This window comes from Paraphotobacterium marinum, assembly GCF_002216855.1.
Taxonomy (GTDB): domain Bacteria; phylum Pseudomonadota; class Gammaproteobacteria; order Enterobacterales; family Vibrionaceae; genus Paraphotobacterium; species Paraphotobacterium marinum.
This window is the reverse complement of the sequence record NZ_CP022356.1, coordinates 1055105-1067911: the sequence shown is the minus strand read 5'-3', so window position 1 is coordinate 1067911 and position 12807 is coordinate 1055105. Positions and strand designations below refer to the sequence as shown.

At 30.2% G+C, this 12807-nt stretch carries 14 protein-coding genes and 1 pseudogene; 9 read left to right on the top strand and 6 right to left on the bottom strand.

Going from position 1 to position 12807, the window contains the following annotated elements; all coding sequences use genetic code 11:
* The first annotated feature begins 117 nt into the window (after positions 1–117).
* The 3 genes from CF386_RS12145 to CF386_RS12135 all read left to right on the top strand — a co-directional run bounded on the left by CF386_RS12145 (position 118) and on the right by CF386_RS12135 (position 1003).
* On the top strand, positions 118–297 hold the full coding sequence (locus CF386_RS12145) for a hypothetical protein (RefSeq protein WP_089074694.1): 180 nt from the start codon (positions 118–120) through the stop codon (positions 295–297).
* Positions 298–453: 156 nt separating this feature from the next.
* Positions 454–633: a hypothetical protein gene (locus CF386_RS12140; protein WP_089074693.1), complete on the top strand. Its 180-nt coding sequence runs from the start codon at positions 454–456 to the stop codon at positions 631–633.
* Positions 634–823: 190 nt separating this feature from the next.
* The gene (locus tag CF386_RS12135; RefSeq protein WP_089074692.1) at positions 824–1003 is read left to right on the top strand and encodes a hypothetical protein; all 180 of its coding nucleotides are present in this window, start codon (positions 824–826) and stop codon (positions 1001–1003) included.
* A 70-nt stretch (positions 1004–1073) separates the two neighbouring features.
* Here CF386_RS12135 and CF386_RS12130 read toward each other — a convergent pair whose 3' ends face one another.
* The 3 genes from CF386_RS12130 to CF386_RS12120 form a co-directional block, all read right to left on the bottom strand.
* Complete coding sequence (locus tag CF386_RS12130) at positions 1074–1976, bottom strand: L,D-transpeptidase family protein (protein ID WP_089074691.1); 903 nt, start codon at positions 1974–1976, stop codon at positions 1074–1076.
* Between the two features lie 87 nt (positions 1977–2063).
* On the bottom strand, positions 2064–2513 hold the full coding sequence (locus CF386_RS12125; protein WP_089074690.1) for a hypothetical protein: 450 nt from the start codon (positions 2511–2513) through the stop codon (positions 2064–2066).
* A gap of 193 nt (positions 2514–2706) precedes the next feature.
* Complete coding sequence (locus CF386_RS12120) at positions 2707–4488, bottom strand: DEAD/DEAH box helicase (RefSeq protein ID WP_089074689.1); 1782 nt, start codon at positions 4486–4488, stop codon at positions 2707–2709.
* A gap of 330 nt (positions 4489–4818) precedes the next feature.
* Here CF386_RS12120 and CF386_RS12115 point away from each other — a divergent pair, with 330 nt between their 5' ends.
* Positions 4819–6645 (top strand): exoribonuclease II, encoded by a 1827-nt coding sequence (locus CF386_RS12115; protein WP_089074688.1) that lies wholly within the window; start codon positions 4819–4821, stop codon positions 6643–6645.
* 64 nt (positions 6646–6709) lie between these two features.
* Here the strand turns inward: CF386_RS12115 and yhjD are convergent, their stop codons facing one another.
* The gene (yhjD, locus tag CF386_RS12110) at positions 6710–7558 is read right to left on the bottom strand and encodes an inner membrane protein YhjD (protein ID WP_158522419.1); all 849 of its coding nucleotides are present in this window, start codon (positions 7556–7558) and stop codon (positions 6710–6712) included.
* Positions 7559–7677: 119 nt separating this feature from the next.
* Complete coding sequence (locus tag CF386_RS12105; protein ID WP_089074686.1) at positions 7678–7920, bottom strand: GlsB/YeaQ/YmgE family stress response membrane protein; 243 nt, start codon at positions 7918–7920, stop codon at positions 7678–7680.
* Positions 7921–8073: 153 nt separating this feature from the next.
* Between CF386_RS12105 and CF386_RS12100 the strand changes: the two genes are divergently transcribed.
* From CF386_RS12100 to CF386_RS13530, 3 genes are all read left to right on the top strand, one after another.
* Positions 8074–8385, top strand: coding sequence for a DUF1840 domain-containing protein (locus tag CF386_RS12100; protein ID WP_089074685.1), 312 nt, complete (start codon positions 8074–8076; stop codon positions 8383–8385).
* Between the two features lie 114 nt (positions 8386–8499).
* Positions 8500–9759 (top strand): AMP-binding protein, encoded by a 1260-nt coding sequence (locus tag CF386_RS12095; protein ID WP_089074684.1) that lies wholly within the window; start codon positions 8500–8502, stop codon positions 9757–9759.
* A complete protein-coding gene (locus CF386_RS13530) occupies positions 9747–10001 on the top strand; it encodes a hypothetical protein (protein ID WP_089074683.1) in 255 nt (84 codons plus the stop codon). Before CF386_RS12095 ends, CF386_RS13530 begins: the two co-directional genes overlap by 13 nt.
* Before the next feature lie 145 nt (positions 10002–10146).
* Here the strand turns inward: CF386_RS13530 and CF386_RS12085 are convergent.
* Positions 10147–11081, bottom strand: a pseudogene (locus CF386_RS12085) (SbmA/BacA-like family transporter).
* A 234-nt stretch (positions 11082–11315) separates the two neighbouring features.
* Here CF386_RS12085 and CF386_RS12080 point away from each other — a divergent pair.
* Together CF386_RS12080 and CF386_RS12075 are read left to right on the top strand one after the other, a co-directional pair.
* Complete coding sequence (locus tag CF386_RS12080; RefSeq protein WP_089074682.1) at positions 11316–12113, top strand: ParA family protein; 798 nt, start codon at positions 11316–11318, stop codon at positions 12111–12113.
* Positions 12100–12804, top strand: a complete 705-nt coding sequence (locus CF386_RS12075; RefSeq protein ID WP_158522417.1) for a pyrophosphohydrolase domain-containing protein — start codon at positions 12100–12102, stop codon at positions 12802–12804. Before CF386_RS12080 ends, CF386_RS12075 begins: the two co-directional genes overlap by 14 nt.
* The last annotated feature ends 3 nt before the right edge of the window (positions 12805–12807 follow it).

Genomic DNA, 12807 nt, shown 5'->3' with positions numbered 1-12807 from the left:
CAAGAGCAAAGTCTTATTCTTGAGAAATAAACAAACAAATAATAAAAAAAATATAATAGGTTCTATATTTAAATTACTGTTTTTAATACAGTATCTTAAATATTTGAGGAGATTATAATGAAGAAGTTACAATTATTATTTATGAGTTTAGTTTTATCAGGTTTTGTTGTAGGTTGTTCAAGCCAACCAACACATGAAGAACTTCAGCAGGAAATTCAACAAGCACAAGCGGATGCTGATAAAGCAAATCAAAGAATTGATGCTTTGGAAAGTCATGGTGGAGGTTATAGCAAATAAAATTTTCATAAAATGGAACTTGTTTATACAATCAAGTTTCATTCCTTCCCTTTTGTATCTTTATTGAGACTAATCAAAAAATCTGAAACTAAGAAATCAACAACGTCTATAATCATAGGACAAAATTTAATTTTGTATTTACCTTAGGAGACATATATGAACAAAATATATACATTATTTATTAGTATTATCCTATCTGCCTTTTTGGTTGGATGTTCTAGCAAACCATCACATGAAGAATTGCATCAAGAAGCTGTCCAAGCTCAAGCTGATGCAGACAGAGCAAATCAAAGACTTGATGCGTTAGAAAGTCAAGGTGGTGGTTATAGCAAATAAAACAAATCACCATTCAACTGAAAACAATTTAAGGGATTCCTTAAATTGTTTCTCTTTGCTAAAAATTTGATGCGCGTCACACTTTTGCATCATACTCGTTTTACCTTCAACTATCAATTGTTATATTAACAACACTTGTAACTATATAATTTTACAAGTAATTATTAATAAATTTAAACAAGGATATATTATGGTTAAGTTATATACTTTAATTGCTGCAGTAGCTCTTTCTTCTCTAATGGTTGGTTGTGCGAGCAAGCCTTCTCACGAAGAATTACATAAAGAAGCTATGCAAGCTCAAGCTGACGCTGACAGAGCAAACCAAAGATTAGATGCACTTGAAAATCAATCTACTGGTTACAGCAAGTAATAATTTAGATAGTAATAAAAAAAGCCGAATTCATTGAACTCGGCTTTTTTTTATTGTATTAAACATTAAATTATTTAGTTATTTCAACTGGCAAACCTGTTTGTTGCTGAATCGCTAATTGTAATTTATTTTGCGCTTTAGGGTTATTTTGTATTAACTTTTGAAGCTTCTTAGGTATTTTGACATTCTTAAACTGACCAACTTGTGATGAGTCTTTGGATAATGGTTGATGAACTTCAACAAAAATATTTCCATCTTCACCTTGTGTGTATTTTATTGGCGTATTAATAATTCTAACCTTCGTGTGAACTTTTACTTGATCAAATAGCCACCTTACATCATCCGGATTCATTCTTATGCAACCCGCACTCACTCTCATACCTATATCGTATTTTTGATTAGTTCCATGAATAAGATACACACCACCATTAGCAGCTAGCCTCATTGCTCGATCACCTAAAGGATTTTCCGGTCCAGCTGGCACAACAGGTGGTAAAAATTTATTTTTTTCTTTATATTCGGCTCTTGTTTGTGCAGTTGGTGTCCAAGTTGGATTCATAATTTTTGAAGATATGTAAGTGGTCATAAGTGGCGTTTTTCGATCCACTTTTCCAATTCCTATAGGGAAAATATATACCTTGTTGGAGCTTTTATCGAAATAATACAAACGGAGCTCCGCAAGATTAATTAAGATTCCATTATAAGGCACGTGAGGTAGTATAGTTTGGGTTGGCAAAATTAAAGTTTTATTCTTTCTTGGGGTAAAATACTCTATATTTGGATTTGCTTCTGTGATTTCAACAACGCCGAGATTATATTTATGAGCAATTTCTTTAATATTAAAGATTCCATTACTTTTTAAAACACTTAACTTTCCAACTATTTGTGCCGCATCAGGACTAGGCATATCATAACTTCTTGCCTGACAGATAAAACTGCTTAAACAAACAACTAATGTTAAAATAAATCGCATTTTTTTAATTACCTATTAATAAAAAAATTATTTTAATCCAAATTATGTATGATGTATACCTTATCATTGATTATTATTTAATGTTTTTCAATAACAAGACTTTTTTGCTAAGTTGAAGCCTAATTGATAATCAGGTTCATCTTCAAGAACAATCGCGCCTTCCGGGAAATTATCTAGCAATTCATTATTAAGGCTACATCCACTCATATATCCCATTTGGAAAAAACTTGATTTATCTTGTATATTTGTAGGATAGGTAGGATTAAAACTTTGGTACATTTTTGTATCTTTTACTTTTTCTTTGTTTTTTGAACAAAGTTTTTCTCCGTATTTTTTGCCAGAGATAAAATCTTTATTAGTTTCAAAAACTTGATCGAAAGCCGAATAACTTGGATCGATAGAGTTTTGTGATTGACAAGCACTGTTCAATCCCATCTGATAAATACTATTCTTCTTATCGTTTAACGCACTTGCATGTAAATTAAATTGAAATACAAACAGCAACACAAAAAAAATAAAATATTTTTCTTTTTTCATATTTTAGTTCCAAAGAAACCTAATACATAATAATGAAAGCCTAGATAAGTAATTGAAATGATGTGTTTTTAATTGAATAAAAACAGTGCCATATCACATTAATTGTTATTAAATTTTAAAGAAGCAGAGATTAAAAAAAATCACATAAGAGTAAGAAAGAACTTACCTTACATGATTTATTATAACAAGATTTTTATTTATTTTTTACCCGATTTTTAGAAGCTCGATTTCTATCGAACTTTCTTTCTGGTCTACTGCCTTGTTCATTTCTTGAACGACCTCTGTGCCCTGAATTTCGTCTACTTTTTCTATTTTCATTCATTGTATCATCATAAACTACAACAGCATTGACCTTGTTTTGTCTAATTTTTAACTTTTTCAAATGAGTTACTGTCGCATCTTGTAAATTCTTTGGCAGTTGAACTAAAGTATGACGTGGTGTAAGTTTAATACCCCCAATTAAATCCTTTGATAAATCAAGCTCATTTGCAAGAGCTCCCACAATATCCTTAACCTGAACACCATGTTCTCTTCCTACTTGCAACTGATAAGTATCCCAATCTCCCTTAAATCCATCTCCACTTTTTGTTTTCTCACCTTTTTTCCTTCTTTCATTTCTCTTTTGATCTCTTTCAAGAGCAGCAATCATAGGATCAGGCCCTTGATAAAAAAGTGGTCTGGTGCCTTGAACCTTTCTCAATAAAATTGCGCATAATTCATCATCACTAATTTGAATCTTCTCTTTAAGTTGATCTTTTAATGCTATAAATTTATCTAAATATTTAAACTCTTTTTCTTGTTCAATATCAGTAGCAAGTTTGTTTAATCTAGCTTTAGCAACGTCATCTCTAAGAGGAAGTGAGATTTCACTCATTTTTGATTTGGTTACTCTTTCAATAGTTCTTAGCATTTTTAATTGATTGGTTCTAACAAAAAGAATTGCTTTTCCTGAACGCCCTGCTCTTCCTGTTCTCCCGATTCGATGAATATAAGATTCAACATCAAAAGGTATATCATAATTAAAAACATGGCTTATTCTCGGCACATCAAGTCCACGTGCTACCACATCAGTCGCCACTAATATATCAATAACACCTTTCTTGATATGCTCTACAGTTCGTTCTCTTAAAGATTGAGGAATATCTCCATGAAGAGCGGAAACCTTAAAGCCCTTTCTAGTTAGGTGATCAGATAGTTTTTCCGTATCTTGCTTTGTTCTCACAAAAATGATAGACGCATCAGGATTTTCAGTTTCAAGAAGCCTTGAAAGAGCTTCATCCTTATCAACACCTTTCACAACCCAAAACTTTTGGTCTACCTTAGATACTGTTTTATTTTCACCAGCAACATCAATCTTAACCGGTTTTCTTAAAAATTTATTAACAATGTCTTTTACCACTGGAGGCATTGTCGCTGAAAATAAAACTCGTTGTGCTGAGTTAGGTGCTTGCTCCATAATCCAAGTCACATCATCCACAAAACCCATTTTTAGCATTTCGTCCGCTTCATCTAATACAAAAGTCTCTACTTCATCCAAGTGAAGTTTATTACGTGAAATCAAATCCTTTACTCTACCTGGAGTTCCAACAACAATTTGAGGATTTTTTTTCAGAACCTTCATTTGATCAACAATTGAAGCTCCTCCATAGATTTCCGTTACAAACAATTTTTCAATATTTTGACCTAACGTTTTGATTTCTGCGGCAACTTGAATAGCTAACTCTCTAGTAGGTGCCATGATAATTGCTTGTGGTTTTTTTTGTGAAAAGTTTATTTTATTTAAAATAGGTAGCGAAAAGGCGGCTGTTTTTCCTGTACCGGTTTGAGCTTTACCGAGAACATCATTACCATCTAAAAGAGGGGGGATCGATGCAGCTTGGATTGGTGTTGGATTTATAAAATTGATGTCTTCTAAAGAACTCAAAATTGAGCTCTTCAAGTTTAATTGATCGAATCGTTCTATACTGTTTGACATAAAGTCCCCATTATCATCATTTGATTTGGGACTTCTTTATCTATAGAGATACTCTATCAACCTAAAGTTATGTCCCAATTTTAAAACGGTACATTCTACACTAATGAAGTGCTTATTTCTATAATTTAATTACTATTATAATTGATTTAAAATAATTTATTTTATTTGTCCTATTTATTTAATATAATTTTAATTAAATTTTTACCTATCTATAATTTAAAGAGAACAATGTTTTATGCTTCAAGACAATCCCTTACTTAATAAATTAAAAAAAGAATTAGAAGAAAGCTTGCCTAAAAAGACTGGGACAGTAAAGGCTCATGTAAAAGGATTTGGTTTTTAGAAACAGAAAAAAAAGAAAAAATCTTTTTATCTCAGAAATTTATGAAACAATTAATAAATGGTGACAAAATTGAAGCAATTATCCGAGAACAAGATAAAAAAAAATATGCAGAGCCTATCAAGCTAATATCTTCTGAATTAGAAAGCTTTACAGGCACCGCAATCAAAAAAAATAACAAGTTTTTCATTGTACCTGATAATGCTTTGATAAATCATCATTTTAAAATAGAAGAATCTAATATTATTGACATGAAAGAGAATGAGACGTTTTTATGTAATTTTTCACAACATAAAATGAATAATAAAACCTCATTTAACTGTAAAGTGCAATTTAAAGTAGCTGAATCTGATGATATTTTTAAGAAATGGAAAAGTGCATTAGCTAACTTAAATCTTCCTTTTCATGGGCCTAATGAACAAGAGGTATCATTCGCTCTTAATGACGAAAAACTTATCGACTTAACCGAAAAGCCGTTTGTAACTATCGATGGTCCTGATACAAAGGATATTGATGATGCCCTTTATATAGAAAAAGCTAGTAATAACTCTTATAAATTAACCATAGCCATAGCAGATCCAACCTCATATTTTGAACATGAAAGTACATTAGATGAAGAAGCACGTGTTCGAATCTCTACTATTTATCTTCCAGGAATGAATGTTCCAATGTTACCAAAAAAATTAAGTGAAGAAATATGCTCTCTTCGACCACATCAAAAAAAATCAACTCTTTGTTGTGAAGTTATAATTGATGAAAATGGGCAAATCAATAAAGATGTTCACTTTTTTATGGCTTGGATTAAATCTCAGGGGCAGTTAAGCTATGAACAAGTATTTGAGTTTTTACAAAACAAAACAAATCTTCCAACTTCTAATCCTTTAGTTGAACAACAACTTCAACTTTTAGAGTTATTTTGTCAAAAACGATTATCGTATAGACATAAAAATGAAATACTTTTTAAAGATCAAAATGAATATAAATTTGAGTTAAATGAAGATAACAGCGTAAAAAATATCAAAACAGAATCAAAAAATATAGCCCACAAAATTGTTGAAGAAGCAATGATTGTAGCAAATCAAGTTGCAGGACATTTTTTAGCAACAAAGTTAAACAAGGGTATTTTTAATACTAACTCTGGCTTAGATATGGCTAAACGAACGGAGATAGAGTCTCTATTTAAAAAACTCAATATCAATTTCTTCGATAACAATAATGAAAATTTAACGATTGAAAATTATAAGAATTATAGAGAATGGTTAGATGAACAGCCTGGTTATATAAAAAAAAGATTAAGAAAATTTAATGCTCATACAAGTCTATCAACCGATCCTGGCTCACATTATGGGATGGGCATTCAAAATTACGCAACTTGGACCTCTCCTATAAGAAAGTACAGTGACTTACTTAATCATAGATTAATTAAATCCATTATTTCAGTTGACAAGCCTATTGAGGAATTAAATAGTGACTTTCTAGATGCTTCTATTTTAAAAAGAAAATTACATCGTTTTGCAGAGCGCGAAATAAATAACTTTTTATACGCAAACTTCCTGAAAAACCATAAATTAAATAATACAATCTTTAAAGCTGAAGTTTTTGATGTCACCAAAGCAGGTTTACGATTAAAGTTAATTGAGAATGGAGCATCTGTTTTCTTACCAGCCAATTCAATCGATAACAAAATTAAATTTAATAACGAATTATTTCAATTGAAATCTAATGAATGTACTTTTGATATAGGGCAAGTTTTGAAGGTGTCCATTTTAGATATAAATGATGAAAACTATAATATCACTGTTAAATTGATTAAATAATAATTTACCAAATATTACTTAAAAGTTATGCACAATTTTAGTGGATAACTTTCTTAATTACTCTTTATTCTTTTGCTGTTGCTATCCATGCGGCAAAAAATAAAATAATACGTGCAAAGATATAAAAAAAGATCATCAAAGCGAAAATTGATCCAAATGTCGCGCCTGATAATGTATTATTAATTAATGGAAAAGTTTGAGAGATTAGAAGTTTTAATATCTCAAACACTATAGCAGCATAAAGAGATCCCAAAAATATGGTGATGAGTTTAAATTTTTTTTGAGGTAATAACCAATATATCCACATAAATAATACTATATTAATCATCATTGAAACTAATCTTGAAAAACTAACTGAGATTTCTTCACTTACATCTAAATTAAGCATACTCATAATATTATGTATACTGTCATCCGCCATATGACTCAATGTAGTTAAAATTATCGAAATAATCAGAATGAAGACCATACCAATAAGTGCAATGAAATCAATTAAATGTTGTTTTAAAAAGGGCCTTTTTTGGCTATGATCTTGCTCCCATACATTTCTTGTTTGAGCACACAAAGCCTCTCTGATACTACCAATCCATTTAAAACCAGTAAATAATGCTATTATCAGTCCTGTAATTCCAACTGATGTTCTTTGCTGTATAGCAGTATTTAACATACTTTTTAAAGAGTCAGACAATCTATCATTACCCAAACTATCAATCATTTCATTAATTATTAAAAAAAGTTTTGACGTATCCGATGACAACATATATCCAGCAATAGCGAAAATAACCATTAATATTGGAATCAAAGACAATATAGAGTAAAAACTTATTGCTGCACCAAAGTGATTCCCTAACCTATTATCAAATCTTTGTACGGCTTTAATAAAATGAGAGGTGGAATAGATATTAGAAATCAAAGTTTTGATCTTTAAAAAAAAACTTTGCATAAACTCTTGTATATAATTCAATTTTCTTAATTATATAACATTTTTCACCTATTAAGGAATAGTAATGAAATTACTATTCCTTAAATTCACTAATGAATAAACTTGTTATAGACAAATAAAATAATAATGGCACCTATGAAGGCAATAAATAATTTACCCAAAAAATTACCAGAATGTAATCCAATTAAACCTGCCAAAAAACCGCCAACAATAGCACCGGCCATACCTAACAACATTTGTAAGAATAAACCACCATGAAAATATCCAGGAAGAAACTCTTTAGCACCCCATCCTGCGATCAAACCCAGAATAATCCAAGCAATAATGCCCATTAAAACTCCTTATGTTATAAATTATTATAAAATTTATTATATAAATAAATTTAACATTAATATAAATCAATAACAGTAGCAAAATCAAGAGCAAGCATTTAGTGTAGATTTATAGTATTATGTATATGACTTGAATAAAATTTGGATTAAATAATGTTAATAACTTTTAAAACAAAAAACCATGCTGATGTTGTTATGTTCGGTGATATTGCTCTACAATTAATTGGTATGATGGGCCTTTTAAAGAAGACTCCGGGCGCAATTTTAACAGAAGATATCCAACAAGCATTGGAAAAACTTCAATCTTCTTTAAATCAAATTAATTCTGAAAAAATTGGAACTAACAGTGTTCAGGAAGTTAGTGATGACGATGAGCCTAAAATTCCCCTAAAAATTAGAGCATTACCTTTAATTGATTTATTAAAAAATGCCCATAAAAATCAAAATAATGTAATGTGGTCCTAATTAATTATTATCTTAAAATTTTTATGTTACTTTTTTCTCATTAATAGAACTCTTTATTTTCAATTTAACTAGGATTCGCTCATAGTTCAACTGAGTAACAAAGAGAATTCTATAATGTATGAAAAAAATATTTATGATTGTTTTTTGGAGAATTATGAATTAAATCCTAAAAAAAACTTTCTAAAACAGTATATAAATAATAAAAATGACTTCAAGTATTATAGTTATGAGGAAGTTTATAATCTTGCCTTAAAACTAATTTTACTCATGAAAGATAACGATTTATCGATAAATGATAAAGTTGCGATTATTGCAAAAAATTCATTTGAATGGGTTGTATTTGATATTGCAGTTAATTTATTCGGTTTAGTTAGTGTCCCTATTCTTCCAAGTGCGACCAAAGAAAATATACAATATATTGTAACTCACAGTAAATGTAACTTTATTTTTATTGGCAAACTTGATTCTTATGATGAAATATTATCTGTACTGAATCATCACACCAAAATTTTAAGCTTGGGTTCCACATCATGCCCCCTCAAAACCACATTAATTTGGGATGATGTTTTAAAGCAGCCTTCCATAAAACAAACTATGCCCCAAATTTCTATAAATTCAACCTCATCAATCATTTATACATCTGGTACATCCGGAGAACCCAAGGGTGTAATTGTCACTCACGGTAATATATATACAGCTGCTCAGTACATTACAGAGCTTGTTAAATTAAATTGTTCAGACCGTTTTTTTTCATATCTTCCTTTAGCACATATCACTGAAAAAATTTACATTTTGTCAACAGCATATTTAAATGGTATTTTGATATCATTTCCGGCTAATATCGAAAGTTTTTCTTCAAATCTTAAGGATTGTAAACCGACAATATTTATTTCTGTTCCTAGACTTTGGAAAATTTTTAAAGATAAAATTACTGAAAAAATTCCTAGCCCTATTTTAAAATTTTTATTAAGTATCCCTTTTGTAAATCAATATATTAAAAAATTAATAAAATCTAAATTAGGTCTGAGTTCTGCACGAATAATGGGTACGGGCTCAGCTCCAATAGATAAAAACCTTTTACATTGGTATAGTCGTTTAGATATTTTCATTATCGAAGCCTGGGGAATGACAGAAAGCATGGGCCTTGGCGCAATAAATTACCCTTATAATCAACACAAAATAGGCTCAATTGGGAAACCTATAAAATCTTTTCGTATTAAGCTTTCTGAAACTAGTGAAATTTTAATTAATTCAAAATGTCTTTTCAAAGGATACTATCAAAATAAAAATTTAATGAAAATATTTTTATCGATAATTTTTTTAAAACTGGTGATTTGGGTTTTTTTGATAATGAGGGATATTTGTATATTTTAGGACGAATCAATGATGCATTCAAAACAGCCAAAGGTGAATATATACACCCCGCACGTATTGAAAAAATTTTTCTAAATTTTTGCAATGTTGACTTTGTGTCCACCCTAGGTCGTGGTTTAGATGGGCCATACTTAGTTGTAGTAGCATCAATCTTTTCAGATAGCGATAAAAAAAAGTTTAATAAAAAGCTCCAAACAGCGATAAAAAATACAAATAATGCCTTAAGTAATCATGAAAAATAATTGGGGTCATTGTCGAAACGCACCAATGGACAATCGACAATGGCTTTCTAACACCAACATTAAAAATCAAAAGAAACAAAGTTGAAGAGCGTTATACACAGTATTGCAATCTCTTTTTTGAAAATTCAATTATACAATGGATTGATTAAGTGATTTCGTTTGTTTCCATTGTATCACTTTCTTCAACTTTATGTATTTCCTTCTCAAAAGCATGTAATCTTTTATAGATAGACATGAATTCAACAATCGTTGACCAAGAATTCACAAGGTATTGAAAACTAGATTGAACTTGATCAAAAGCTCGTACAATTTGTTGAAATAAACCAAAAGTTATTAATCCTGCGATTAAGCTGGGTGCCATCATAAAGGCAGGAATCAAAACACTCACTTGCATGTAACTAATTCTAAATACATTGAAATATAAATAATTAAGATAAAGAGTGAAATAATTCTTTCTTACATTATTATATAAGGTGTTAACAGTTAAGGGTTGACAGTTAGCTGAATTATTTTCTCCAAGTACTAACTCTTTCCTATATGCTGCTTCAACCTTTTGGTTTTTGAAATTTAAACCTGGCAACTTAATCCCAGCTAAAGCAACTACAAGTGTCCCAACAATTGAGGATAAAATAGCAACAATAACAAGTGCACCATCAACATTACCGATTAAAGGCAAATTCTTAACATTTTTACCAAGCGTCCACAACAAGGGCAAAAAGCAACCAGTGTCAATAAAGATGTTATAAATGCAGTACCTAAATTTTCTAAAATATCTGCAAAACGCATGGTATCTTCTTGAACACGTTGTGAAGCTCCTTCAATATGTCTTATTTTATGCCAGTGTGACATATAATAATCATTAAGTGCTGTTCTCCATCTAAATACAAAGTGAGACGTTATGAACTGACTAATCACTCCGACAATCACATAGACCATTGCAATTTTTAAAAAATCACCCACTAAATCATAAACAGTCTCTAGTTTCACAGTGTTCGGTTTGGTAACTGCTTCTTGTAATAAATTATAAAATGAGCCGAACCAGTGATTAATTTCAACATTTAACTCAACACCATACCAAATTAAAAGTATAATGACTAAAGAACCACCGTAAGACCAGTAAAACCACTTCCTATTACCAAAAAAGCTTTTAACATATTTGCATCCCTTGTTCTCTCTAGATTTATATGTTCACTTATTTTTTAGTTTCAGACAAGCAAATTATTATTTTTTTTAATTTTTGTATAGTGAAACATTAATTTTAACCATGTATTGATATATAATGTTTAATATTAAAAAAACATGGAATGTATTGTTATGAAAAGAGCTATTTTTAATCAAAAAGGCGGTGTAGGAAAGACTAGTATTAGTTGTAATCTTGCTGCAATGAGTGCCATCCAGGGATATAAAACATTATTAATTGATTTAGATGTTCAAGGTAATGCTAGCTACTATCTAGGTTATAAATCGGACGAAAGCAAAAACAATACAGGCACTGTCGCCGAGTTATTGAACCAGACTGCCACTTGGTTTTCAACAACAAAGCCAATCAAATCTTTCCCTCAAGCATCTAATATAAAAAATTTAGATTTTATTCCTTCTAGCCCAGAATTAGAACAGCTTGAAAAGGAGCTTGAACGGAGATATAGAATTTATAAACTAAAGGATTGTCTTGATGAACTGTCAAAATATTACGATAGAATTTATCTAGATACGCCGCCAAACCTTAATTTTTATAGCAAGTCAGCATTAATAGCTTCAAATAGTGTTTTAATACCTTTTGATTGTGATACGTTCTCTCATCATGCTGTCCATAACGTACTTCAAAATATAGAAGAATTAAAAGAAGATCATAATAGACAATTAAAAGTTGAGGGAATCATAGTAAACCAATTTACTAAAAATGCAAAACATCCACAAAAACTTATTGACCAATTAATTGCAGATAATCTCCCTGTTCTAGAGCCATTTTTATCAGCGAGCATCAAAATGAAAGAATCTCATCATAGTCAAGTTCCACTAGTTGATTTTTTGCCTCAACATAAATTATCATTAGAGTTTGAAAGTTTACACAAAAACATTGAAAGATATGAATCAAAAAATGAAGAAATCTAACGAATTTATTAGGCGATGTTTTGAACTCTCATATGAGTTTCATGAAAAATTAGAAATTGAGATCAATGAGCCTTTTAATGCAAAAACACTTCAATTGAGAAAAAATTTAACACTGGAAGAATGCCATGAAACCTTAACTGCTATCAATAACCATGATAATCTAGAGCTGGCGGATGGCATAGCAGATTTGATATATGTTTTAGCGGGTAATTTAGTTAGTTTCTCAAATTTCAATTTTAATGCTGAAGATTTTAGTAAAAATGACTCACAATCTACGCCTAACACAACAAAAGAAACAACTAAGAAAATTATTGAAAAATTGTTATTAAATATTAACAAAATATTCGAACAATTAAATTTTAATGATAACACTAAAGACCAAATATTTACTATTTCGTGTGACTTTCTAAAAAAAATATTTCTTATATTAGATTCAATAAATTATCCGCTGTTAGCTTCTGTTGAGGAAGTTCATCGTTCAAATATGACTAAGCTTTGGCCTGTAGAAGATAAACACTGCTTAGCTCTTTTGTCACAGTCAAAAGAAGATTCGAAAAAAGTTGCTTTTCGTCATAGCAAAGATAGGAATCATAAGGTTTGTTATCGTATATCTGATGGGAAAGCAGTTAAGCCTCCCAATTTTTCAAAGCCCAATCTAATTTATTTTGCTGATATAATAAACAGTTGGTAATTT